We start from the raw sequence: 23,565 nt of genomic DNA, 5'->3' as shown, positions 1-23,565 counted from the left end.
AACTAAAATCGTCATACTTTCCCGCCAATGACGTTTCGTCAGGACGCTTACGTGTTTTTCTTCCGTTATGCTGGCGCTCTGCTGCTGCTCTGCGCATCGTTTGCCCCTTTCGCGGCAACGGATACTCTCACCACCGCCTGGCCGGTGAATGTCGGCCCGCTCAACCCTCACCTCTACACCCCGAACCAGATGTTCGCGCAAAGCATGGTTTATGAACCGCTGGTGAAATACCAGGCCGACGGCACGGTGCGCCCGTGGCTGGCAACAGGCTGGCGCCATTCGGACGATGGCAAAACCTGGGTCTTCACCCTGCGCGACGGCGTGACCTTCTCCAACGGAGAACCCTTTAACGCCGAAGCGGCAGCGGAAAACTTCCGCGCGGTGCTGGATAACCGCTCGCGCCACGCCTGGCTGGAGTTGGTGAACCAGATAAGCGAAGTGAAAGCGTTAAGCCCCAATCAGTTACAAATCACGCTGAAAAGCGCCTATTACCCTTTCTTGCAAGAGCTCGCCCTGCCCCGCCCGTTTCGCTTTATCGCCCCGTCGCAGTTTAAAAACCACGAAACCCTGAACGGCATTGTCGCCCCCGTCGGCACCGGGCCGTGGATCTTGCAGGAGTCACGCCTGAATCAGTATGACGTGATGGTGCGCAACGAGCGCTACTGGGGCGCGAAACCGGCGCTGGCGAAAGTGGTGATTAAGGTGATCCCCGATGCCACCAGCCGCGCCGTGGCGTTTGAAACTGGCGAGATTGACCTGTTGTATGGCAACGAAGGGCTGCTGACGCTCGATACCTTTGCCCGCTATCGCCAGAACCCGCAGTGGCGTACCCAACTCTCTGCACCAGTGGAAACGGTGATGCTGGCGCTCAACTCTGCCCGTGCGCCGACCAACGAACTGGCAGTGCGCGAAGCGCTGAACTACGCGGTGGATAAAAAAACTCTTATCGACGGCTCCCTGTACGGTACGCAGCAGGTCGCCGATACGCTTTTTGCTCCGGGCGTGCCCTACGCCAATATTGGTCTTAAAGCGCGTCAGTACGATCCCGCCCGGGCGAATGCGCTGCTGGAAAACGCGGGCTGGTTATTGCCCGCCGGGAAAACCATTCGCGAAAAAGCGGGCCAGCCGCTGCATATTGAGCTGGCCTTTACCGGCACCGACGCGCTGAGCAAATCGATGGCGGAGATCATTCAGGCCAATCTGCGCCAGGTGGGTGTGGATATCGCGTTGGTCGGTGAAGAGGAGAGCAGCATCTACGCCCGCCAGCGCGACGGCCGTTTCAGCATGATCTTCAACCGCAGCTGGGGCGCACCCTACGATCCCCACGCGTTTATCAGTTCGATGCGTGTGCCCTCGCACGCCGATTACCAGGCGCAGCAGGGTTTGCCTGACAAGCCACTGATCGACAAAGAGATTGGCGAAGTGCTCACCGCCCGAGATGAGGCCACCAGGCAGGCACTCTATCGCGATATTCTCACCCGCTTGCATAACGATGCCGTCTATCTGCCCATCAGCTATGTGTCGACGATGGTAGTGGCAAAGCCGGAGCTGGGGACGATCCCGTTTGCGCCCGTTGCCGCCGAGATCCCGTTTGATCAGATCAAACCGGGCAGCGCGCAATGAGCCGCTACGTGATAAAGCGTTTGCTGCTACTGATCCCGATGATCCTTGCCGCCTCGGTGGTGATTTTCCTGCTGCTGCGCCTCGGCACCGGCGACCCGGCGCTCGATTACCTGCGCTTGTCGAACCTGCCACCGACGCCGGAAATGATTGCCGCCACGCGCGTGGCGCTCGGGCTGGATCAGCCGTTAGCCGATCAGTACGCCCACTGGTTATGGCGCGCGCTGCATCTCGACTTTGGCCTCTCCTATGCCACCCAGCGCCCGGTGCTGGAGGATGTGCTGCGCTTTCTGCCCGCCACCTTGCAGCTGGCGGGGGCGGCGCTGGTGCTGATCCTGCTGACATCGCTGCCGCTCGGCATCTGGGCAGCGCGACACCGCGATAAGTGGCCCGATTTTGTTGTCCGCGCGGTGGCGTTTCTTGGTGTCTCAATGCCCAACTTCTGGCTCGCCTTTCTGCTGGTGATGCTCTTTTCCGTGCATCTGCACTGGCTGCCCGCGCTCGGTTACGGCGGCGGGCAGCACCTGATTCTGCCCGCCGTCTCCATCGCGCTGATGTCGCTGGCCATCAACGCGCGTCTGCTGCGCGCCAGCCTGCTGGAGGCCGCCGGGCAGCGCCACGTCACCTGGGCACGGCTACGCGGGTTAAGCGAGAAGCAGACCGAGCGGCGGCATATTTTACGCAACGCGTCGCTGCCGGTGATCACCGCGCTGGGGATGCACATTGGTGAGCTGATTGGCGGCACGATGATTATTGAGAGCATCTTCGCCTGGCCTGGTATTGGCCGCTATGCCGTGTCGGCGATCTTCAACCGCGACTACCCGGTGATCCAGTGCTTTACGCTGGTGATGGTGATGGTTTTCGCCCTCTGCAACCTGGCGGTGGATCTGCTGAGCGCCGCGCTCGATCCGCGCGTCCGTCATCATGAAGGAGCGCGCTGATGCACTTTCTCCACACTGCGCGCTGGCCGGTGCGCCTCGCCCTGCTGATACTGGCGTTGCTGTTTATCATCGCCCTGAGCTGCCAGTGGTGGCTGCCCTTCGATCCGCAGGCTATCGACCTGCCTGCGCGGCTGCTGCCGCCCGATAGCCAGCACTGGCTCGGCACGGATCATCTCGGGCGCGATATCTTCTCCCGGCTGCTGGCCGCCACCCGCGTGTCGCTCGGATCGGTGCTCTGCTGCCTGCTGCTGGTGCTGATCCTCGGCCTGAGTGCTGGCGGCTGCGCCGGGCTGCTTGGCGGTCGCGTGGATCAATTCATCATGCGCATCGCCGACCTCTTTATGACCTTTCCCACCTCGATCCTGTCGTTTTTTATGGTGGGCGTGCTCGGCACCGGCCTGACCAATGTGATTATCGCCATCGCGCTCTCTCACTGGGCATGGTATGCGCGCATGGTGCGCAGCCTGGTGCTGTCGCTGCGTAGCCGTGAATATGTGCTGGCAGCGCGGCTCAGCGGAGCGGGTTATCTGCATCTTTTTCGCGACCACCTGGCGGGCGCGATTGTGCCGTCGCTGCTGGTGCTGGCGACGCTGGATATCGGCCATATGATGCTGCATGTCGCCGGGATGTCCTTTCTCGGCCTCGGGGTCAGCGCGCCGACGCCGGAGTGGGGCGTGATGATTAATGACGCGCGGCAGTTTATCTGGACGCAGCCGCTGCAAATGCTGTGGCCGGGGCTGGCGCTGTTTCTGAGCGTCATGGCCTTCAACCTGGTGGGCGACGCGCTGCGCGACCATCTCGACCCACATCTGGTTACGGAGCACGCCCACTGATGGCTACGCAATTGAGCCTGCAAAATCTCACGCTTTCCGCAACGCGACCGCTGGTTGCCGATCTCTCTCTTACCCTACGCCGCGGCCAGGTGCTGGCGCTGGTCGGTGCCAGCGGCAGCGGTAAATCCCTCACCTGCGCGGCAGCGCTTGGCGTATTGCCCGCAGGCGTTCGACAAACGGCGGGCGCGGTGCTGATCGACGGCCAGCCGGTTTCCCCCCAGGCGCTGCGCGGCGTGACGGTGGCAACGGTGATGCAAAACCCACGCAGCGCCTTTAACCCGCTGCGAACCATGGCTGACCACGCACGGGAGACGTGCCTGGCGCTGGGTAAACCATTCAGTGAAGCGCGCGTTATCACCGCGCTGGAGCAGGTCGGCCTGCGCGATGCGCGCCGCGTTCTCGCCCTTCACCCTTTTGAGATGAGCGGCGGCATGCTGCAACGGGTGATGATTGCGCTGGCGCTGCTGGCCGAGGCGCCCTTTCTTATCGCCGATGAGCCGACCACCGATCTCGACGCCATCGCCCAGGCCAGTATCCTCGACCTGCTCGATTCCCTGATGCAGCAACGCCAGCCGGGCATGCTGCTGGTAACGCACGATATGGGCGTGGTGGCGCGTCTCGCCGATGAGGTGGCGGTGATGGATAACGGGCGCATCATCGAGCGCGGCGCGGTCGGGACTATTTTTCACGCGCCGCAGCACCCGCTGACCCGACAGTTAGTGAGCGCGCATCTGGCGCTCTACGGCATGGAGCTTGCGCAATGACGATTCTTACCGTTAACCAACTCTCTCACGCTTACCGTCACCAACAGGTGCTGAGCGATATCTCCCTGACGCTGAAGCAGGGTGAAACCGTCGCCCTGCTCGGGCGCAGCGGCTGCGGCAAGAGCACGCTGGCGCGCCTGCTGGTCGGGCTGGAAGCACCAGAACAAGGCCACGTTTGCTGGCGTGGAACGCCACTTCCGAAGCTTACCGCCGCGGCACGGCGCGATTTTCGCCGCGATGTACAGATGGTGTTTCAGGACCCGATTAGCGCGGTTAACCCGCGCATGACGGTGCGCGACATCGTGCGTGAACCGCTGCGCCACCTGGCAAAGCTCAGTAAAGCGCAGCAGCTACAGCGCATCATGCAATTGCTCGCAGATGTCGAGTTGGAACCTGATTTATTGGAGAAACGCCCTATGCAGCTGAGCGGCGGTCAGCTGCAACGTGTCTGCCTCGCCCGGGCGCTGGTGGTCGCGCCAGAGTTACTGATCCTGGATGAAGCGGTCTCCAGCCTCGATCGCGTGGTGCAAAGCGGCATCATCGCCCTGCTGCAACGCTTGCAACAGCGCTCCGGCGCGGCGTGCCTGTTTATCACCCACGATCTGCGCCTGGTGGAGCGCTTCTGCCAGCGGGTGCTGGTGATGCACGCCGGGCAGATCGTCGAAAACGTCACCGTCAGCGCGCCGCTGCGCTTTAGCTCCCTTGCAGGCCGGGCGCTACAACAGGCGGTGTTACCCGCCCTCCCTTCACTTCGCCCGAGGAATCCGCTATGCAACGCGTAACCCTAACGCTTGATGACGATCTGCTCGCCGCCCTGGACGCGCTAAGCCAGCGGCGCGGCTACCACAACCGCTCAGAAGCCGCACGCGATCTGCTGCGCGGCGCGCTGGCGCAGGAGGCTCCAGCCGATCAGGATAAACCGGGCTTCGGTGTGCTGACCTACGTGTATGAACATGAGAAGCGCGAGCTGGCAAGCCGGCTGGTCGCCACTCAGCACCACCATCATGATCTCTCGGTGGCCACCCTGCACGTGCACATCAGCCATGACGACTGCCTTGAGATCGCCGTCCTAAAAGGCAAACGCGGCGAGATTGAGCATTTCGCCGATGAGGTGATCGCCCAGCGCGGCGTGCGCCACGGCCATTTACAGTGTCTGGCGCAGGAACCCCATCCCCACAGCTGATGCTTTTTCGCCCGCACCGCGCCACATGTGCCAGGATTATTTATTTGCCAAATCCACGTGATAAGGAGCGAATGATGAAGATTGATCTGAGCGGAAAAGTGGCGCTGGTCACCGCCTCGACGGGCGGGATTGGTTTCGCGATTGCGACCGGGCTAGCCCAGAGCGGTGCAGAGGTGATCCTCAACGGGCGCAGCGACGAGTCAGTCAACAAGGCCAAAGCGGCGTTAACCCAGCACGTGAGCGGCGCGCGTGTGCGCACCGCCGTTGCCGATCTTGGCTCGGCGGAAGGCGTGGCTTCCCTGCTTAAAGCCGCCTCTGACGTTGATATCCTGGTTAATAATGCCGGTATTTATGGCCCGCAGGATTTCTACGCCACCGATGATGAGACCTGGGAGAGTTACTGGCAGACCAACGTGATGTCCGGCGTGCGGCTGGCGCGCGCGCTGCTGCCCGCGATGGTCGATAAGGGCTGGGGCCGCGTGGTGTTTATCTCCTCCGAGTCTGCCCTGAATATTCCGGCGGATATGATCCACTACGGCGTGACCAAAACGGCACAGCTGTCGCTGGCGCGCGGGCTGGCGAAGTTTGTTGCCGGTAGCGGCGTCACGGTTAACAGCGTATTACCGGGGCCAACGATGTCCGACGGTTTCGCGGCCATGATGCAGGAAGAGATGGAGAGAACCGGTAAGTCTCTGGAGACGCTGGCAAAAGAGTTTGTGATGGCGAATCGCCCCTCATCGGTTATCCAGCGCGCCGCCACCGTTGAAGAGGTGGCGAATATGGTGGTTTATGTCTGCTCAACGCAGGCGTCGGCAACCTCCGGCGCAGCGCTGCGCGTCGATGGCGGCGTGGTGGACGATATCGTTTAAACGAGCCAGGAGGTTGTATGCGACGTTTTCCCCGCCGCGCGCTACTGCTCGCGTTGCTCTTCACCAGTGCGGCACAGGCCGCAGAGTATGGTGGCCAGCTTGAAGGGTTCACCTACCCGTGGCCGCTGATGCACTTTGAGTTTCAGTCCCAGCGCCAGCCCTTAAGCATGGGGTATATGGATATCTCCGCCGATAAACCGAACGGTGAAATCGTGGTATTGCTGCATGGCAAAAACTTTTGCGCCGCCACCTGGGAGAGCACCATTACCGCGCTGCATGAGGCCGGTTATCGGGTGATTGCCCCGGACCAGATTGGCTTTTGCACCTCCACTAAACCGGCCAATTACCAGTACAGCTTCCAGCAACTGGCGGAGAATACCCATCAGCTGCTGGCGAAGCTGGGAGTGAAAAAAGCGGTAATTATCGGCCACTCCACCGGCGGCATGCTGGCGACGCGCTATGCGCTGATGTACCCGCAAGAGACGCAGAAGCTGGTGATGGTTAACCCGATTGGCCTTGAGGACTGGAAGGCGAAGGGCGTGCCCTATCGCAGCGTGGACGCGTGGTATCAGCGCGAGCTAAAAACTACCGCGCAGAGCATTAAAGCCTACGAGCAGAAGACCTATTACATGGGTGAATGGAAGCCGGAATACAATAAATGGGTTGAGATGCTGGCGGGGTTAAACAACGGGCCGGGCAAGACGCGGGTGGCGTGGAACTCGGCGCTGATCTACGACATGATCTACACCCAGCCGGTGTTCTATGAGTTCAAGGATTTACGCGTGCCTACTACGCTGTTTATCGGCACCGGCGATACAACCGCGCCCGGCAGCGATGATGCGCCGCCGGAGGTGAAAAAGGCGGTCGGCAACTACAAGGTATTGGGCAAAGAGGCGGCGGAGCTGATCCCCAATGCCCGGCTGGTGGAGTTTGATGGTTTAGGCCATGCGCCGCAGATGCAGGACCCGGCGACGTTTCACCGGGCGCTGCTCGACGATCTGGCAAAGTGACGCATTAAAGAGAAAGGCCCGCGCCAGGCGGGCCTTTGCATTACACCTGACGCGCGGCGAAGAAGGCCAGCGTCTCTTCCAGTGATTTCGCCTGCTCCTCCAGCGACATGGCCGCGGCGGAGATCTGCTGCACCAGCGAGGCGTTCTGCTGGGTGGCGCTATCCATCTGGTTTACCGCCACGCTGACCTGGTTGATGCCCTTGGTCTGCTCATCCAGCGCCTGCACGATTTCGTTGATCACCAGGTGGACATTGGTCACCGCCTCGATGATCTGCTTCATCATCGCGCCAGTTTCATTCACCAGCGCCACGCCTTTGCTGACGCGGCCGGTCGACTCATCAATCAGCGTTGAGATCTCTTTCGCCGCATTGGCGCTGCGCTGCGCCAGGCTGCGCACTTCACCCGCAACCACCGCAAAGCCACGCCCCTGCTCACCGGCGCGCGCCGCTTCCACGGCGGCGTTCAGCGCAAGGATATTGGTCTGGAAAGCAATACCGTCGATGATGCTGTTGATATCGCCGATCTTCTGCGCGCTTTCGTCGATTTTATTGATGACATCGACCACTTCGTCGACCAGCGCTTCGCCCTGCCCGGCAATGTCGGTCGCCTGCTCGGTAAGACGCGTCGCTTTGTGGGCGTTATCGGCGTTATTTTTCACCGTGACGGCAATCTGCTCCATGCTCGCCGCGGTTTGTACAATCGCCGCCGCCTGCTCTTCGGTACGTGAAGCGAGATCGAGGTTACCGGCGGCAATTTCGCTACTGCCCGCACGCACCGAGTTACTGGCATCGGTGATGGTGCTGACAATGCGGTGCAACTGCCCCTGCATGGCGTGCAGCGCGTAGAAGATGCTGCTGCTGTCACCCCTCTGCACGGGGATGGTGCTGCTAAGATCGCCCTGCGCAACCGAGAGAGCGATCTCCGCCGCTTCGGATGGCTCACCGCCCACCGGGCGCGCGACTTTGCGGGTAAAGACCAGCGCCACCACCAGGCTGACGATAATAATGCTCAGCACCATCATCACAATCGCATTCATCAGGAAGTGCCAGGCTTCCGCCATCACCACGCTGACCGGGGTGATAATCGCCAGTTTCCACGGCGTGCCGCTGTTGCCGACCGCAATGGTGCGCCAGGTGATGAATGCCGGTTCGCCAAGCTGCGGATCGTCAAAACGCACCACCTCACTGCCCGTAATGGTGCCCTTGTAGGGCTTGCCGATGGCCGCTTTGTCCGGGCTGGAGACGACGTTATTCTCCGCCGACAGCAGCACGGCATAGCCGACGCCATCCCACGGTTTGATGGCACCAATCCGTTTTTGCAGCGTCGCCAGTGAGAAGTCGGACGTGACCGACCCCTGGAATTTACCGTTGCGCATAATCGGCGCGGCGATGGAGGTAAGCATCACATCGACCCCGTTGTAGGGGTAGATATAGGGCTCGATGATCACCTCTTTTTGGCGCTGGCGCGGCAGCACATAGTAGTTGCCGCTGCCCGGCGTTTCGTAATCGAGCAGGTTGTGCAGCGCCGGGTTGCCTGCCGAGTCGCGATCAACATAACGGGCGTAACGCCCGGCAGGATCCTGCTCCGGTTTGCCAGCGAATTCGGCATCTTTGCCGTCGAAAGCGTTCGGTTCAAAGGCCAGCGACATCGAGAGGAAATCGCTGTGCGCATGCAAGTAATCGCGCAGGAGTTGGTCCAGCCCTTTACGATCCGCAAGGCCTGCTTCGCGCAGTGACCAGGCGCTGTTGCCGACATCGCGTGCCGCAACCAGCGCGGAATCAAGCTGCTGGCTGACCTGCAGGGCTTCGGTTTGAGCTATCTGTTGCAGATGTTTCTTTGCTACCGCCTCCTGCTGCGCCATCGCTTGCCATATCAGCAGGCCAATGGTCACAAGAAAACCGGCGGTTATCGTGACAAAGATGGATATCAACATCAGCGTCCTGGCTTTGAGCTTTTTCCCGGTGTTTCTTTTGACTGACATAACTTCTCCGATATGGCGTGGCGCGGGGCGCATGACGGATATATCGGAAGAATGTGCGCAAAAGTTATACCGGCTTTAAATTAAATTTTTGTGTGATGCGCGGGCGGGCAGTACTGGAAAGGGCTTTGTGAGGAAAATCAAAGGCAAAACGCTCAGGCGAGCAGCTGGTCGATACTCTCAGCGGCAGGCTCTAGCGGCAGTGCGCCAAGCGCGCCCAGATCCTGACGGTAAATCGTCTCGCGGCCTGATTGACCGTGGATAAAGTAGCCAATATCGCCATCCTGACCAATCAGCAGATACTCAGGCTCCGCCTGCTGGATGGCGTAGGTGTCGTTTCGCTCCAGCAGATCGCCGTGGGCATATAAATAGATAGCATCACCTTCCGGCGTGGTGATTTCAGTAGCGTCGAGCTGCGCGGCGAGAAAGCGCGTGTAACGTTCGGGGAAAGTTAAATGGTGAGTGCTTTTGAAAGCGTCCAGGGTGGTTTGCAACAGGCTGTTATTCATCTTTTTTTACGTCCTCTGCGTGAAGCTTGTGGTGCCCAGGAAGAGTGGTCGCTGACGACAATCTCATTGAGTTGCAGATCGCCGGGGATGTGCTGAAGATGATCGGCAATTTCGTCATAGGGCGAAGGGAGAGAGAAAGCGAGCCCGTAATCACCATCAACAATCAGAGCGCCGTTAATCAGCAGGACGCTTTTGCTGAGAAGCGTAAGCCGCTCCATGGTGATACCGGCATAGAGCCTGTTCTGATATCTCCCGTGGTAGTTCTGGTTACAGACGACGGAGACGATAATGTCGTTCGCATCGGTGAAGATCGATATCGTGTTGTCATCAAGAAAATAGCCGTGCATATCGCCGCCCAATGGCGATGAAGAGGGGTACGTTTTCGTCTCGACGGTAAAGCGGGTAAGCATCTCCTCAAGGTAAATATCCACGGAATGTCCGAGACAGATATCGGCAAGCGAGGTAAAGCTAATGATGTCGGCGTTAAAATCAATCATGGTTTTACAGGTCGAGGGCTTTCGGGAAAACTAGCGTGGCGAGGTGTGGTTGTCAATCCAGTCACCTTGCTCTGCTTTAGCGACGCATTCTGTTTAAGTGTTTTTGTGCATATTGACGGATTAACTCATTATCAGCGCTGGCTAATAACTCCATTTTCTCAATAGCATTCTGGTCCTGGATTTTCTCCAACGCCCGTATGCATTTATTTGCCAGTATGAAATCTTCATCGTAATCCCTGTAATCAAGATTGAGCAGCGCGGCTTTATAAAGAGGGTTCACGCTGGAGGGCTGCCGATAATGATCTAACAATCTTACGATCTCTTCATGTTTCTGATGCCAGGGATCTGTCAAAAGCTGGTTTAATATGTCGACATCGTAGTAATCAAATTTTACTACCGCGCTGAGATAAAGAAGAAGGTCAACCAGCTCGGCGTCTTTGGCTTCTCGCGCAAGGGTTAACTCCTTACAGAGATCTAACTCTCCGGAACCATCACCAAACTGGCATAGAAATTCAGAGAGATTAATTTGCTTCATCATTAGCTCTAGAATCAGCGCTTTTTTATTTGCCAGCAATTCCATCACTCCCCATCTTAATATATCAAAGTATTAGTTTTAAGATTGTTATCTTTTATATATTTGCTTTCCCACTCATCATAGCTATCGGGCGCAGCATAACTAAATCCCTTTTCAAAATAGCGATCACCGTGCGAAATAACCATAGCCCAATAATATTCCTCCTCATGTCCCAGCAAGCAAGCTTCCAGATAATTTTGGGGTGGTACGGTTAGCATAGGTGAGTTATTAATTATAGATTCTGCCTCGCCTTCTGATTTCTTACCATAAGCGACCATTATGCCTTTGATAAGGCTAACAAACGTGTAGAAATTAACTATAACTGACTCGCCTGGGTTATCGTCATTTATAAAAAACAAACCATCTTTAAGAGTGCTCTTTTTAATAACCACGATAAAAATCCAATATAATATTACTATTTACAAAAAGTAGCGCTGATAAAGAACCCTACAAAATTACGATTTATCAGTACCTTACTACGAACGTGACCTCCAATAACGAATATTTTCTAATTCTCTTTCAATATCATCCATCTCATCATCACCTGGCTCAAGGTTAAACTTTTCACTAATTACTCTTCTTATATTTGCTAATTTTTTAGTAATCTCGTTTTCATCTATAAATCTTGTGGTTTCTTCACGATATGCAGATCTACCCTCAGATGTAATCTCACCATCGACATTATCGTAATAATGTCTGGCGATATCTCTTAATGAAATAAGAATATATTCAACATCTGTTAATATTTTAACGGCCTCCTCTCCTGATAAAGAGATCTCTTCATTTTCTTCTAACAATTTCAATTCACTGCCTCCTGGATGTTATTGATAAATCCAGACCAAATAACCATCAAGAGCAATACGCTTGATGATTTCAGGCCATAACTTGAGAGATAAGAAAGACAGAGCTATGTTTAAAACATAACTAAAAATCAGCAAAATAAAAAAACGGAACTTTATTTTCTTATATGGATTGTTTTTAGGTAGAACTATGGGAATCGCTGTTCCTGATAACCGTTAGGGAAAATATTTGTAATATTTTCCAGCTCATTATTTTTATACTTAAAGATGACATCAAACTCTGAAAATGAAGGATCATCATGCTCCTTTTGCTGCACAGTTATTTTTTTCTAAAACAGATCCATTATATATGTAATTAGATATGCTACATCCATACATCTCCCAATTAACATCTTTTTTAACTACTGAACCTTCAAAGAAGGAAACAGATATATTCCTCAATGTCCCTGCACTTGTAAAACATACACGCTCCAAGCAATTATCACCATATACACAGAATTCTCTATTAACTATATTTTCAGGTTGCCCATATATCTCAACTAATATTATGCGATCTAATTTATCATAATAGTAAACGTGTGTATTTTTTATAGCTGATGGTAACTTGTTAAGTTATCTTGTTTTTTTAAACCAACTCGTTCTATTTCATAGGCCGCAGGTTATACAAAGGACCTTTACTTATTACAGTGTCATTCAAATTTGACGATATGCAAGATGTATATTCAGACAAGTATTTCTCACAATCCGAGCTTACTTCAAAATATCTTTTCTCAAGCGCTGACAATTCACACATGATACTTCCTAAAATTTATAATGTACCGCTATCCATTTCTGGATTTATTTTATTAAGTTCACCCAAGGAGTATTTAATGTTGTTTATAGAACTTAAGCGGTCAAAAAGTTCTTCTTTATAAGAATTCGTTAGATATAGTGCTTCCTTTAGAAAATTGTACTTTACTAGTAGAAGGCAACAAAATTCCATTTTCGGCAGTATTAATTTGTATATCCAAAGTTTTCATCTTACTCTGGATTACAATCATTCGCGGATCTTTAGACTTCCTTGTAATACCAGAAGATTTCCGCATGCTCACCATGCCTGTCGACGCGCGCCAGCGGTTCTTGAATGACTACCTATTCATTAAAAATTAGAATATTCTGGCGCGCCTCTAGCATCCCAACTTTCTTATTTAATCACCACTGATTCTTACATACTCTATTTTATTTGATTGCATTAATGATTTCATCTCCGCAATATTAAATCCTGAAGAATCAACCAACTCGCAAACACTAATAAACTCTTGAAGGAACGCGACTCCTTCATCATTTTTGAATAAACAATCAGCTCGATAATAATCTTTTATTTTCCGTAACCGTTTAAAATAACTCCACCTTGTCGAATTTGAAAATATTGATGAGTGTAGCGTCTCGCTAATTTCAAAATAAAAAACTTCATCTTTGCATTTTACATGTAAGTCTAGAGACATAATTACCTCAAAATATTAGATCATCTATCTTCGCATCCCTGAATACGCTCTGAGGGAATGCAGTCACTAAATCGCCGTTCGCCTCAACAACTACTCTGACTTTCGTCAAAGCTTCGCCTTCAGGAGTTTGTCCTACTGTTCTGGATAATGTTTTTTCATAAACAAAACGAGAACCATCACGTGTTATTCTGTCAGGTTTACGGAAAACATCCCTGACTGTCGACTTCCATTCCGCATTGCTTATGGTCCATTTACTTTTATGATCCCAACCACTCTTATTACCTACATGCCTTTGCTTCACATGATGAACACCTTCATGTGTTAAATTAATTTTTTTCGGTAATGAACAGCCAGCCAGTCCCCACGGATCCACCCAACCTATTGGGTCAACCACATAGGTATAGGTGTTAAGCCCGCCCGCCAGACCAATCGGGTCCATCTGGGTGTAACACCCGCCCGCGGGGTCGTAGTAGCGGAAGGTGTTGTAGTGCAGGCCCGTTTCGCGGTCCAGGTACTGGCCCTGGAAGCGCAGGTTCTGAGGGGTGTCCCAGTTTACCGGTGTGCTCTCGCGCAGGCTGCGGCCCCAGGCCGTGGAAGCTCCGCGCCAGACGGTCTCGCCGTTGCTGTCGGTCACGCTGTCCGGCAGGCCGTTCAGTTCCGTGTGGTACCAGAAGATGTCCGCGTGCTCACCGTGGCTGTCGACGCGCGCCAGCGGTTCATAGCTGTTTTCGGTGTGGATATACTGCACCGCCGCGTCCGGGTGACTGTCGCTGGTTTCGCCCACCATCTGCAGGCCGGACCAGGCGTACTGCGTACGTTCCGGTTTCCGGGCATGGCGTCGCCACACCTGTTTCTCCGTGCGGCGGCCCAGCGCGTCGTAGCGGTATTCTGCTTTTGTGAACTCCGCATCGCCGTCGATTTCCACCCGGCTGATGCGGTGCTCGTCGTCGTAGCTGAAGCGCTGCGTCACTCTCCGGTGCGTGTCGTGGCGCACGGTAATACGCCCGAAGCCGTCGTACTCCCGGCTGACGCCGTCCAGGCGTTTCAGCAGGTTGTTCCACACTGGCTGCAGTTCCGGCGTGGTGCGGTTATCCGCGGCGTCATACCAGAAACGCTCTTCCCCTTCCGGCTGCAGGCTCTGCGTCATGCGCCCGGCCGCGTCGTAGCCCCACAGGGACTGACGGTACTTCTCCGCCGGAGTGGAGGGTGCGCCGTCGGTGTACATGCGGCGGATCATCTGGTCCGCGCGGTCCCACTGGTAGCGGCGCTCGGAGACCAGACGGTCGCGCAGGTTGTCCGTGCAGCGCCGGTGCGTGAATGCGCCCGGCCATGTCGTAGTGCGTCTCCAGCTCCATCGCGCCCATCGTGCGGTGCGTTTCACGGTGCAGGCGGTCACGCTGGTAGCCGGTGACCGGCAGCGTTTTGCCGCTCAGGGAGAGCTGCATCTCCAGCAGGTGCCCGGTGCCGTAGCGCAGGAACTTCAGCTCCCGCCCGTCCGGGAAGGTGGTGGCGCTGAGGTTGCTTAAGGCATCGTATTGATGCTGATAAACGCCGGAATGGTTCTCCTCGCGGACCAGGTCGCCAAGCTTGTTACGCGCCAGGATGATGGCTTAGCTGTGCGCCGGCTCGCGCATCTCCACCGCGGCCTGACGCCACTCGGTGTAGGCAAACCGTGTTTCGCGCCCGTCGGTACGAATGCAGAATGGCGGGGTCCGACGGGGCTGTTAGAACACTTATTTCTTTAAAGCACTGGGATCAAATACGATCAGGTCATGGCCTTTAAGACCACAGGGCCAGCCGCCTTTTTTATAGCAGTCAAATATTTCCTCAAAAAGGTTATTGCGTAGAGGATTATCTAAGAATCTATTTATTGCCACTGTGGAGAGAACAAAAAAAGCATCTTCGCGAGCATCAGAAAATAAAAAATCATCATAACCGGTGTTGAGTTTTTTTACTTTTTTCTTCCTGTGTTCCAATAAAACACCAGCATGTTGGATTTGTAAGTTTGCTAAATATTCATTAACAACCTCTTCCGCATCATCAAACTTATCATGAACCCTTAAATCTTTTATATTATTTTCAATAACATCCTCCCAGACTTTATATGGCGCGGGTAGATTTTTCTCAAAAGCAAATTCACAGGCGTCCCTCAAAGAATCTGTAATCACATAACTTTTAACATCTTCTGCAGATAAACCTTTAAAAAAAGAATTTGTAAAAATAAAATCTATCGGTTCAAATACATAGTTTGTATTCATTACCACCCTCCTTTACTGAAAATTTTGGCCCATACGTCGTTAACTTCACCAAGTCATCTTCTTTCAAGAATGTTGTAGTTTGCTCTGCTAGTAACAGAAGCTCGTTGAAAGCAATTTCGCTTATCAAAAATAAAGGCAGGTAACAACATATTGGTCACTGCAAAATCACAACTCTATTTCGTGAAGGTTACCCAGGAATTCAGTAAAAGTCTCACTCACTTTATAAACATTAGACATATCAGGCGAATCAGCCTCAAACTCATGATCCCAGAAATAAATTCCTTGGTGTCCATTTACACCAATCAACACAAGGTTACCACCAGCATCATGCGCGATTGGTATTAATCCCTGAGGCACCCTATCTTTATACTGATCATAATACTTTTGTAAATTACTATATTTCTCCTTCCCTAAACTAAGAAACCAATCAACTGCAGAACCATCATCTCTATCAGAATAAAAGCTGAAAGCATTCGGGACTGGTTGGCCTCCGTTATATTTCTTTAAAAAATCTTTATAATCCTCAGGAAAGGAACCGCCAACTCTTTTTTCGAAAGTTGTGATTTCTTCTGTACTAGCTGGACTATTATAGTTCACGATATTAACCATTATTATCTCCTGTTTGTAGCAATGCCACCAGAGTGCCTTACAGCGTCATGTATTTCAGTAGGAACAAGTTGCATGTAACCAGAATCCTGATGATGATGCCATGTATAACCTCTAGGTCTAGGATTATTTGGGCTGTAACCTGCAGCGATATCTGCGCGGCCAAAATCAACATCATCTCTTATCTTACCAAGTATTATACGCACGTTTTTAATAGACAGCGTGTTGCTGCTCAGGGAGAGCCGCATCTCCAGCAGGTGCCCGGTAGGGCAGGGACTTCAGTTCCCGCCCGTCCGGGAAGCTGGTGGCGCTGAGGTTGCTTAAGGCAATGACTATCGCAATTTTTGATACTTAACAGATGAAGTCATCTAACTAAAAATGATATTTGTAAAATTTAATAACTGAAACTTCGCTGTCTAAATCAAATATTAAACATATTCAATTTAATATGATTTGTGGTAAGATAGTACAAATATAGCTTATATAGTAAAAGTTGGAGCGAGAATTTCATGAAAAAAAACACAATAAATGCCCCTCAACCAGAAAAAGAGATTAGAGCATTCTATACAGAAGACTTTATTCGCGTTTACCAGGCATACTCTGACAATATTGCAGACAGTGCTCTTGATAATAAAAGCTTTGTTTCTCCTCCTTTTAGCATGTCGAGAATGACATGGATTAAACCCTCTTTTTTATGGATGATGTATCGTTCTGGATGGGGGAAAAAAGACTATAATCAAAGTCGTATTTTGGCAATCGACCTCAGCCACCAAGGCTTTAAAGAGATCCTTTCTCAAGGGATACTAAGTAAGCATCAACACCATGAGACAGAACAGAATACAGAATGGAAGAGAAAAATAAAAGAATCAGACGTCGTTATACAATGGGATCCAGAGCGAGACATATTTCTAAATAAACTTAATTATCGTACGATACAGATCGGATTACGGAATCAAGCCGTAATTGACTACTGTCAAAAATGGATAGTTAACATATCAGATTTAACTAAAGATGTCAGAGACATACACAAATTAATTAAATCAGATAATATCAGCGAAGCAAGAAGCCTTCTACCAAAGGAAAGTGTTTATGTTGTTACCTTATAAAAAATGAACAATTAAAACTGCCTTAGTAAGCTGCTGGCACAATAGTATCGTACGTTTAGCTTTAACAAATGGGAGTTAATTACTCTAATATGACGCTTGACCATCTAATGTGCTAGTTCTACTCAGCCCTCTCAAAAATCAATAAACTAACAAATAATTCAATTTTTTTTCCTAACATCTATTATGACGTTATTTTAAGTCTATAAATATTATTTAATTTAAACCTCCACACCTTCTAAATTCTCTTAATTATAAAAAATAAATTTTTCAATAATTCTTTTCTATGATCGACACAATTTCTTATCCAAAAACATTGACAATCATTTAACAAATCCTCAGCACAAAAATAAAGTAATTCTCCCACCCAATCTCGTGGCACATACTATTCATAGTGCATATTTTTCACATATTGTGGGTAAAGTTTTTTCCTCGTCGAAGTTAATATAAAAATCAGACATAAGATCGTAAATACCCCACCATGAATTTTGTATTGATAATCGCTTATAAAATTCATCAGCAATCTTGTTTTTCTTATAAAGATATCCATCTTCAATCAAACAGTATATCAATTCATCTGCATTTTGTTGATTAACAATAGGATACTTTATCTTTCTTGATGAACATCAAAATCCAAATGGTCAATACCATTTTTCACGAAACTTACATTTCTTTAAAAGCGATAAACTACTAAAATAGGAATCTTTTTAAGATAACTAAAATATTTTCATCTTAGTTAATGTGCATTAACCTCCCTTATATCAAGAAAATATTGAGCATGTGCACTATCTCCAATATTAATATTCAATGTCCCACGCTGAATCTTATGACTCCGAGACTCATCTAAAATGATTCTAACCCGGTTGACGTTAGACGGAGTACTTCCCTGAACCTTAAAAATAGATTCGGTAGTATTGCTACTCACTGTTTTACACATTAACCCCAACGGATCCACCCACCCCAGTGGGTCAACCACATAGGTATAGGTATTCAGCCCGCCCGCCAGCCCTATCGGGTCCATCTGGGTGTAACACCCGCCCGCCGGGTCGTAGTAGCGGAAGGTGTTGTAGTGCAGGCCCGTTTCGCGGTCCAGGTACTGGCCCTGGAAGCGCAGGTTCTGCGGGGTGTACCAGTTTACCGGTGTGCTCTCCCGCAGGCTGCGGCCCCAGGCGCTTGATGCGCCGCGCCAGACAGTCTCGCCGTTGCTGTCGGTCACGCTGTCCGGCAGGCCGTTCAGTTCCGTGTGATACCAGAAGATATCAGCGTGCTCACCGTGGCTGTCGACGCGCGCCAGCGGCTCATAGCTGTTTTCGGTGTGGATATACTGCACCGCCGCGTCCGGGTGGCTGTCGCTGGTTTCGCCCACCATCTGCAGGCCGGACCAGGCGTACTGCATACGTTCCGGTGTGGTATAGGTATCATTAATATACTGAAATTTCGATTCAAAAAAAGATTATTCCTTAAAGTCGTTATTGCAATTAGTTATGTTTATAAACATATCCAAAAATTAACTCTAATAAAAAAAACATGATGATTATTATTTCCTCTGATTTGCTATTTACAAGAACAAATATTCACCTCTTCCAATTCATCAGTACCCAATTTCATGAATAAAACCTCTAAAGCTTCTGATGGAAAAGGGTGTTCGTGTACTAATATACTAATTTTTAAGTGGGTCTCGTCTATCGCATTGACGCTCCATAAAAACCAGAATCTGTTTTCAGGTTCAAACCAGTAAAGCCAATTCTCAAAGGTCCAATCGTCACCATCACTTGAAAAAGAACTAGTAAAGCACTTAGGTAAAATTGCAAGCCAAAAATCTAGATCGGGCCACTTAGGGAAAGTATTCTGATTAATTGTTAATAATATATCTCTCGCTTTTTGCAATATAAAATCGCCGCAACCAGCACGACAAGTTGTAGTATACTCGACGATAAACCCATTATTTTTTTTAAGACAAGAAGATGAGGAAATTCTCTCCCCCTCATCTTCTAAGTACACTTTCAACACATCCAAATAATTCATAATGTTCTCCCAGAACCTTGTATGATGTTTTCCAATAATTCATTAATCTGCTCTGGCCTTAATCCATATTGATCAGGCGTTTTTTTATCAACTCGTAATGGCCTGTTTCGATCTGCTTTGTTTTTAGATTTACCTAACTCTCTTTCAGTCATAGACGTTTCCCGTAGTTTGTCCAGGAAGGTTTGTTTAACCTCGAAAGTTTTAACTTGTTTATCACCCATACCACGAAATTCAGCAGCTCTTTCTTTACTACCAAAGTTTAAAAACAACATTCTTTCTCTATCGGGAATAGTAATATTTCCTAACTCATCAATAAAAATCCTTTGACTTGCTACAACATCAGTTTCGACACGATAAACAGGAGTTGTTTTACCACACATCAACCCCAGCGGATCCACCCACCCCAGCGGATCAACCACATACGTATACGTATTCAGCCCGCCCAGCAGACCAATCGGGTCCATCTGCGTATAGCACCCGCCCGCCGGGTCGTAGTAGCGGAAGGTGTTGTAGTGCAGGCCCGTTTCACGGTCAAGGTACTGGCCCTGAAAGCGCAGGTTCTGCGGGGTGTCCCACTCGACCGGTGTGCTCTCGCGCAGGCTGCGGCCCCAGGCCGTGGAAGCACCGCGCCAGACGGTGTCGCCGTTGCTGTCGGTCACGCTGTCCGGCAGGCCGTTGAGTTCCGTGTGGTACCAGAAAATTTCCGCATGCTCACCGTGGCTGTCGACGCGCGCCAGCGGTTCATAGCTGTTTTCGGTGTAGATGTACTGCACCGCTGCGTCCGGGTGACTGTCGCTGGTTTCACCCACCATCTGCAGGCCGGACCAGGCGTACTGCGTGCGCTCCGGTTTCCGGGCATGGCGTCGCCACACCTGTTTCTCCGTGCGGCGGCCCAGGGCATCATAGCGGTATTCGGCTTTTGTGAACTCCGCGTCACCGTCGATTTCCACCCGGCTTATACGGTGCTCGTCGTCGTAGCTGAAGCGTTGAGTCACGCCGCGCTGCGTGTCGTGCCGCACGGCCATACGTCCGAAACCGTCGTACTCCCGGCTGACGCCGTCCAGGCGTTTCAGCAGGTTGTTCCACACCGGCTGCAGTTCCGGCGTGGTGCGGTTGTCCGCGGCGTCATACCAGAAACGCTCTTCACCTTCCGGCTGCAGGCTCTGCGTCATGCGCCCGGCCGCGTCGTAGCCCCACAGGGACTGACGGTACTTCTCTGCCGGAGTGGAGGGTGCGCCGTCGGTGTACATGCGGCGGATTATCTGGTCCGCGCGGTCCCACTGGTAGCGGCGCTCCGAGACCAGACGGTCGCGCAGGTTGTCGGTACAGCGCCGGTGCGTGATGCGCCCGGCCATGTCGTAGTGCGTCTCCAGCTCCAGCGCACCCATCGTGCGGTGCGTTTCACGGTGCAGGCGGTCACGCTGGTAGCCGGTGACCGGCAGCGTTTTGCCGCTCAGGGAGAGCTGCATCTCCAGCAGGTGCCCGGTGCCGTAGCGCAGGAACTTCAGTTCCCGCCCGTCCGGGAAGGTGGTGGCGCTGAGGTTGCTTAAGGCATCGTATTCATGCTGATAAACGCCGGAATGGTTCTCCTCGCGGACCAGGTCGCCACGCTTGTTACGCGCGAGGATGATGGCTTCGCTGTGCGCCGGCTCGCGCATCTCCACCGCGGCCTGACGCCACTCGGTGTAGGCATAACGGCGGATTTCGGTGGCCAGCGCGCTGTAACGGTACTCGGTGCGGTGCTCCGGGGTTTCCCGCGCCGTCATGCGCCCGAGGGCGTCATATTCGTAATTCAGCACCTGCGCCGGCAGGTCGCTGCCGCGCTCCGGGTGGCGTACAAGCGAAGCCACCTGCTGCGCGGCGTTGTAGTGATACTCCGTCTGCCGCCCGGCGTAATCCTGCTGACAGGTCAGCAGCCCGGTCGGGGTGTAGTCGAAACGCCACTCCTGGTTGTTAGCGTTGGTGAGCGTCACCAGACGGCCCGCCCGGTTGAAGCGGAAACGGGTCACATGCCCTGCCGGGTCGGTGGCTTCCGTCACCTGGCCGCGCGCATTGAGTTTTACCCTGCGCGTGCTGACGCCGTCGACGCTCTGTCCGCAGAGCAGGCCGGATTTTGTGTAGCTGAACTGCGTCTCGCGCCCGTCGGCACGGATATAGGTCTGCAGGCGACCGGCGGGGCTCCAGACGTAGCTGTCAGTATTGCCGAGCGGGTCGGTGCTGCGGATAAGGCGCCCGGCACCATCATACTGATTCTGGCTCTGGTTACCGGAGCAGTCCTCCTCGCGGATCAGCTGGCCCAGCGCATCCCACCAGAAACGGTGGCTGTTCTCCAGCGCATCAATGCGGCGGATTAAGTCGCCCTGATCGTTCCACTCAAAGCGCGTCACGCCGCCTTCAGGATCGGTCAGCGCCACCACATCGCCTGCCAGGTTGTATTCGTACTGCCAGACGCCGCCGTCCGGCAGCACCTCTTTTAACGGGAAGTCGTACAGCGGATGCCAGGTTTTCAGCGTTGCGCGTTCGAGCGGGTCGTGCTCCAGTGTCATATTGCCGCGATCGTCCCAGGCATACTCCCAGCGCCCGCCGTCGGGCTGAACGGCTGACAATAGCTGTTCGGACTGTCCCGCCCAGTTGAACTGCCACTTACCGCCGTGCACATCGGTGTACGCTGTGATGCGGTAGATCTCATCCCAGTAGTGTTCGCTGACCACGCCTTCATCATTGCTGACGCGGGCGTAGCGTCTGCTCTCATCGGCGTCGATACGCCAGTTTTCCAGCACCGCGCCCTGCTCGTCGTGAACCTGGTAAGCCTTCACGCGCCAGTGTTCTGCATCTGCACTCGGCTGCCACTGGTAATGCACTTTCAGGCCGGTCGAGAAGCTGTGCCAGGCCAGCATATCGCTGGCGCGATCCCAGCCAAACTGGCGGGTTACCACATCATCGGCATCGATGACCGCAATCAGCTGCGCCTGGTCGTTGTAGCGATAGCTCACCAGCAGCTGGCGTGCGCCGTCAACAATCTGGTAAACCGCGCGTAAGCGCCCGCTATGGGCGTCGTACTCAAGTTCGACATCCAGCGCTTCGTTGTCACTGGAGATACGCGCCAACTGGCCCTGCTCGTTCCAGCTGAAGTAGTGGGCGTTTTCATGGCGGTCGTAGATGAGGTGCATGCGCCACTCGCCCGGGCGGGTGGGATCCGGCTCATAGACCTGATGATCGCCTTCGCCGGTCTGGATCGCGATCGCACCGTTCGGGCTGGAGAAGAGCCTGAGCCCCTCGTCCGGATAGGAGATCATATCGCCGCTGAGCACTTCACCAAGCCCCAGCTCGCGCCCGCTCATGTCTTTGAAAATCAGCTGATTGTCCGCCAGACGGTAAAGACGCGTCTCAAACGGCATCATCCAGCCGGGGCCAAACATGCCGGAGGCGCGGTTGCGGCTGTTGTAGATACGCTGCCAGTAGAGCGGCATACGATCCGGCAGCACAAAGTCGAGATCCTCCTCTTTGGCGAGGATCTTTGCGCCGCTGGCAATATTGACCGGAAAAGCGGTGCTCGCTGCGGAGATAAGAACGGAAGAAACCGCATCTGAAACTACCGCGCTGCCAAAAGCACAGACGATATTTTTCAGCACGCTGCGGGTTAGCATGCGTCGGCAGAGCATTCTTGCCAGATTGGGCAGTTCAGCAACCCCCAGCGAGCCGACAATCGCGCCCAGCATATAGGCCAGCTGGTTTTTGCCACTCCGGATATCGCGAACGGTGATGGTGTCACCACCGATGCGAACCCGCGGATCTTCACTGACTTTGATTTCCGCTTCGCAGGTGCTTTTCTCACCATTGCGCGCTGCGGGCTGATTATTGATTAGGACGCTTTTGGAACCCTGGGCGATAAAGTTACTGCTGGTGACCGCATGGCCTTTTTTGCAGTCGACGTTATCGAGTGGCATCGGGGTCGCATGGGGATCGGCACTTTCAACCAGTGGTTGCGAAAGTGATTCCCACAGGTTCGATCCCCACTTTTTCATGTCATCGAGGGTGAGACCTTTGGCGCGTTCGGCAAGCGCCATCGTCACGCCGCCGGGCGTCAGGATGAGCTTTGCCGCTTCAGCCGCAGTGGCCAGCGCCAGCACGCCAACAGCCGCCCAGTCGATGCTCTCTTCAGGAGCAGGAGGCGCGAGCAGATAATCGCGATCCACGGTTCCGGCGGCACGCGCGGCTTTTTTGCCCTTGATATGCACGTTCTCAGAGCCGGTGACGATATGCGCGTCGGGGGGCCCGGGGTCTATCAGGCTGTCGACCAGCCTCCCGGCGGCGTCACCGATTTCCTGCAGACCGCCGCCGAAGACCAGAACGGCAATTGCCGTGCCAGCCAACACTGCACCGACAGGCGTAGAGCAAGCAAACAGGAGCCCGGCGATAATCGCCCCTTCAACGACAGCACCAACAAAATCCGCCAGCGCTGAACTGTGGATGAGTGGGTCATCAATACGGGCCGCGATGTAATCCGTCAT

General features: G+C 53.0%; 22 protein-coding genes and 2 pseudogenes. 10 read left to right on the top strand and 14 right to left on the bottom strand.

Going from position 1 to position 23,565, the window contains the following annotated elements; genetic code table 11:
- The first annotated feature begins 51 nt into the window (after positions 1-51).
- The 8 genes from nikA to IAE48_RS16680 all read left to right on the top strand — a co-directional run bounded on the left by nikA (position 52) and on the right by IAE48_RS16680 (position 7,220).
- Positions 52-1,623 (top strand): nickel ABC transporter substrate-binding protein, encoded by a 1,572-nt coding sequence (gene nikA / locus IAE48_RS16715; RefSeq protein WP_370569034.1) that lies wholly within the window; start codon positions 52-54, stop codon positions 1,621-1,623.
- Positions 1,620-2,561 carry a nickel ABC transporter permease subunit NikB gene (gene nikB / locus IAE48_RS16710; RefSeq protein WP_200135045.1) on the top strand — a complete coding sequence of 314 codons (942 nt, stop codon included), beginning with the start codon at positions 1,620-1,622 and terminating at the stop codon, positions 2,559-2,561. Before nikA ends, nikB begins: the two co-directional genes overlap by 4 nt.
- The gene (gene nikC, locus IAE48_RS16705; protein WP_042713199.1) at positions 2,561-3,394 is read left to right on the top strand and encodes a nickel ABC transporter permease subunit NikC; all 834 of its coding nucleotides are present in this window, start codon (positions 2,561-2,563) and stop codon (positions 3,392-3,394) included. The genes nikB and nikC overlap by 1 nt, the downstream gene beginning before the upstream one ends.
- Positions 3,394-4,158, top strand: a complete 765-nt coding sequence (gene nikD, locus IAE48_RS16700) for a nickel import ATP-binding protein NikD (protein ID WP_200135044.1) — start codon at positions 3,394-3,396, stop codon at positions 4,156-4,158. Before nikC ends, nikD begins: the two co-directional genes overlap by 1 nt.
- Positions 4,155-4,940: a nickel import ATP-binding protein NikE gene (gene nikE, locus IAE48_RS16695; RefSeq protein ID WP_200135043.1), complete on the top strand. Its 786-nt coding sequence runs from the start codon at positions 4,155-4,157 to the stop codon at positions 4,938-4,940. The genes nikD and nikE overlap by 4 nt, the downstream gene beginning before the upstream one ends.
- The gene (gene nikR, locus IAE48_RS16690) at positions 4,928-5,341 is read left to right on the top strand and encodes a nickel-responsive transcriptional regulator NikR (protein WP_200135042.1); all 414 of its coding nucleotides are present in this window, start codon (positions 4,928-4,930) and stop codon (positions 5,339-5,341) included. The genes nikE and nikR overlap by 13 nt, the downstream gene beginning before the upstream one ends.
- 74 nt (positions 5,342-5,415) lie before the next feature.
- Positions 5,416-6,210 carry an SDR family NAD(P)-dependent oxidoreductase gene (locus IAE48_RS16685; protein WP_200135065.1) on the top strand — a complete coding sequence of 265 codons (795 nt, stop codon included), beginning with the start codon at positions 5,416-5,418 and terminating at the stop codon, positions 6,208-6,210.
- A gap of 17 nt (positions 6,211-6,227) precedes the next feature.
- Positions 6,228-7,220 carry an alpha/beta fold hydrolase gene (locus tag IAE48_RS16680; protein WP_200135041.1) on the top strand — a complete coding sequence of 331 codons (993 nt, stop codon included), beginning with the start codon at positions 6,228-6,230 and terminating at the stop codon, positions 7,218-7,220.
- A gap of 40 nt (positions 7,221-7,260) precedes the next feature.
- On the opposite strand, the gene IAE48_RS16675 is transcribed toward IAE48_RS16680, so the two are convergent.
- From IAE48_RS16675 to IAE48_RS16645, 7 genes are all read right to left on the bottom strand, one after another.
- Positions 7,261-9,153 carry a methyl-accepting chemotaxis protein gene (locus IAE48_RS16675; RefSeq protein ID WP_370569033.1) on the bottom strand — a complete coding sequence of 631 codons (1,893 nt, stop codon included), beginning with the start codon at positions 9,151-9,153 and terminating at the stop codon, positions 7,261-7,263.
- A gap of 200 nt (positions 9,154-9,353) precedes the next feature.
- A complete protein-coding gene (locus tag IAE48_RS16670) occupies positions 9,354-9,707 on the bottom strand; it encodes an SMI1/KNR4 family protein (protein WP_200135039.1) in 354 nt (117 codons plus the stop codon).
- Entirely contained in the window at positions 9,704-10,204 is a 501-nt protein-coding gene (locus IAE48_RS16665) for a hypothetical protein (protein WP_200135038.1), read from the bottom strand. The genes IAE48_RS16670 and IAE48_RS16665 overlap by 4 nt, the downstream gene beginning before the upstream one ends.
- A 76-nt stretch (positions 10,205-10,280) precedes the next feature.
- The gene (locus IAE48_RS16660; RefSeq protein ID WP_233631624.1) at positions 10,281-10,784 is read right to left on the bottom strand and encodes a hypothetical protein; all 504 of its coding nucleotides are present in this window, start codon (positions 10,782-10,784) and stop codon (positions 10,281-10,283) included.
- Positions 10,785-10,795: 11 nt separating this feature from the next.
- Positions 10,796-11,170: a hypothetical protein gene (locus IAE48_RS16655; RefSeq protein ID WP_200135037.1), complete on the bottom strand. Its 375-nt coding sequence runs from the start codon at positions 11,168-11,170 to the stop codon at positions 10,796-10,798.
- Positions 11,171-11,254: 84 nt separating this feature from the next.
- The gene (locus tag IAE48_RS16650) at positions 11,255-11,581 is read right to left on the bottom strand and encodes a hypothetical protein (RefSeq protein WP_200135036.1); all 327 of its coding nucleotides are present in this window, start codon (positions 11,579-11,581) and stop codon (positions 11,255-11,257) included.
- 1,488 nt (positions 11,582-13,069) lie between these two features.
- On the bottom strand, positions 13,070-14,299 hold the full coding sequence (locus tag IAE48_RS16645) for an RHS repeat-associated core domain-containing protein (protein WP_370569032.1): 1,230 nt from the start codon (positions 14,297-14,299) through the stop codon (positions 13,070-13,072).
- 100 nt (positions 14,300-14,399) lie between these two features.
- Here IAE48_RS16645 and IAE48_RS24360 point away from each other — a divergent pair, with 100 nt between their 5' ends.
- On the top strand, positions 14,400-14,588 hold the full coding sequence (locus tag IAE48_RS24360) for a hypothetical protein (RefSeq protein WP_370569031.1): 189 nt from the start codon (positions 14,400-14,402) through the stop codon (positions 14,586-14,588).
- Positions 14,589-14,591: 3 nt separating this feature from the next.
- Here the strand turns inward: IAE48_RS24360 and IAE48_RS24355 are convergent.
- The 4 genes and pseudogenes from IAE48_RS24355 to IAE48_RS24350 all read right to left on the bottom strand — a co-directional run.
- Positions 14,592-14,639 (bottom strand): annotated as a pseudogene (locus IAE48_RS24355) (hypothetical protein); the annotation flags it as partial.
- Between the two features lie 156 nt (positions 14,640-14,795).
- On the bottom strand, positions 14,796-15,320 hold the full coding sequence (locus IAE48_RS16640) for a hypothetical protein (RefSeq protein WP_200135035.1): 525 nt from the start codon (positions 15,318-15,320) through the stop codon (positions 14,796-14,798).
- A gap of 165 nt (positions 15,321-15,485) precedes the next feature.
- On the bottom strand, positions 15,486-15,929 hold the full coding sequence (locus IAE48_RS16635; protein ID WP_200135034.1) for an SMI1/KNR4 family protein: 444 nt from the start codon (positions 15,927-15,929) through the stop codon (positions 15,486-15,488).
- A 2-nt stretch (positions 15,930-15,931) separates the two neighbouring features.
- Positions 15,932-16,174 (bottom strand): HNH endonuclease, encoded by a 243-nt coding sequence (locus tag IAE48_RS24350; protein WP_200135033.1) that lies wholly within the window; start codon positions 16,172-16,174, stop codon positions 15,932-15,934.
- A gap of 261 nt (positions 16,175-16,435) precedes the next feature.
- Between IAE48_RS24350 and IAE48_RS16625 the strand changes: the two genes are divergently transcribed.
- Positions 16,436-17,032 (top strand): DUF4291 domain-containing protein, encoded by a 597-nt coding sequence (locus IAE48_RS16625; RefSeq protein ID WP_200135032.1) that lies wholly within the window; start codon positions 16,436-16,438, stop codon positions 17,030-17,032.
- A gap of 934 nt (positions 17,033-17,966) precedes the next feature.
- Here IAE48_RS16625 and IAE48_RS16620 read toward each other — a convergent pair.
- From IAE48_RS16620 to IAE48_RS16610, 3 genes and pseudogenes are all read right to left on the bottom strand, one after another.
- Positions 17,967-18,431 (bottom strand): annotated as a pseudogene (locus IAE48_RS16620) (RHS repeat-associated core domain-containing protein); the annotation flags it as partial.
- Between the two features lie 152 nt (positions 18,432-18,583).
- A complete protein-coding gene (locus IAE48_RS16615; RefSeq protein ID WP_200135031.1) occupies positions 18,584-19,054 on the bottom strand; it encodes a hypothetical protein in 471 nt (156 codons plus the stop codon).
- On the bottom strand, positions 19,051-23,565 hold the full coding sequence (locus IAE48_RS16610; protein ID WP_200135030.1) for an RHS repeat-associated core domain-containing protein: 4,515 nt from the start codon (positions 23,563-23,565) through the stop codon (positions 19,051-19,053). Before IAE48_RS16610 ends, IAE48_RS16615 begins: the two co-directional genes overlap by 4 nt.

The organism is Kosakonia sp. S57 (genome assembly GCF_016516575.1).
Lineage (GTDB): Bacteria > Pseudomonadota > Gammaproteobacteria > Enterobacterales > Enterobacteriaceae > Kosakonia > Kosakonia cowanii.
Note: the sequence above shows the minus strand (reverse complement) of the source record. Positions and strands in the feature narration are given on the sequence as shown.

Coding starts and splice junctions, on each gene's coding strand:
- IAE48_RS16675 (WP_370569033.1), bottom strand. CDS start 9,153: ATGTTGATATCCATCTTTGTCACGATAACCGCCGGTTTTCTTGTGACC.
- nikB (WP_200135045.1), top strand. CDS start 1,620: ATGAGCCGCTACGTGATAAAGCGTTTGCTGCTACTGATCCCGATGATC.
- nikE (WP_200135043.1), top strand. CDS start 4,155: ATGACGATTCTTACCGTTAACCAACTCTCTCACGCTTACCGTCACCAA.
- IAE48_RS24350 (WP_200135033.1), bottom strand. CDS start 16,174: ATGCGGCTCTCCCTGAGCAGCAACACGCTGTCTATTAAAAACGTGCGT.
- nikD (WP_200135044.1), top strand. CDS start 3,394: ATGGCTACGCAATTGAGCCTGCAAAATCTCACGCTTTCCGCAACGCGA.
- nikC (WP_042713199.1), top strand. CDS start 2,561: ATGCACTTTCTCCACACTGCGCGCTGGCCGGTGCGCCTCGCCCTGCTG.
- IAE48_RS16685 (WP_200135065.1), top strand. CDS start 5,416: ATGAAGATTGATCTGAGCGGAAAAGTGGCGCTGGTCACCGCCTCGACG.
- IAE48_RS16625 (WP_200135032.1), top strand. CDS start 16,436: ATGAAAAAAAACACAATAAATGCCCCTCAACCAGAAAAAGAGATTAGA.
- IAE48_RS16615 (WP_200135031.1), bottom strand. CDS start 19,054: ATGAATTATTTGGATGTGTTGAAAGTGTACTTAGAAGATGAGGGGGAG.
- IAE48_RS16640 (WP_200135035.1), bottom strand. CDS start 15,320: ATGAATACAAACTATGTATTTGAACCGATAGATTTTATTTTTACAAAT.
- IAE48_RS16660 (WP_233631624.1), bottom strand. CDS start 10,784: ATGGAATTGCTGGCAAATAAAAAAGCGCTGATTCTAGAGCTAATGATG.
- IAE48_RS16635 (WP_200135034.1), bottom strand. CDS start 15,929: ATGGTTAATATCGTGAACTATAATAGTCCAGCTAGTACAGAAGAAATC.
- IAE48_RS16665 (WP_200135038.1), bottom strand. CDS start 10,204: ATGATTGATTTTAACGCCGACATCATTAGCTTTACCTCGCTTGCCGAT.
- nikR (WP_200135042.1), top strand. CDS start 4,928: ATGCAACGCGTAACCCTAACGCTTGATGACGATCTGCTCGCCGCCCTG.
- IAE48_RS16645 (WP_370569032.1), bottom strand. CDS start 14,299: ATGATCCGCCGCATGTACACCGACGGCGCACCCTCCACTCCGGCGGAG.
- IAE48_RS16680 (WP_200135041.1), top strand. CDS start 6,228: ATGCGACGTTTTCCCCGCCGCGCGCTACTGCTCGCGTTGCTCTTCACC.
- IAE48_RS16610 (WP_200135030.1), bottom strand. CDS start 23,565: ATGACGGATTACATCGCGGCCCGTATTGATGACCCACTCATCCACAGT.
- IAE48_RS16670 (WP_200135039.1), bottom strand. CDS start 9,707: ATGAATAACAGCCTGTTGCAAACCACCCTGGACGCTTTCAAAAGCACT.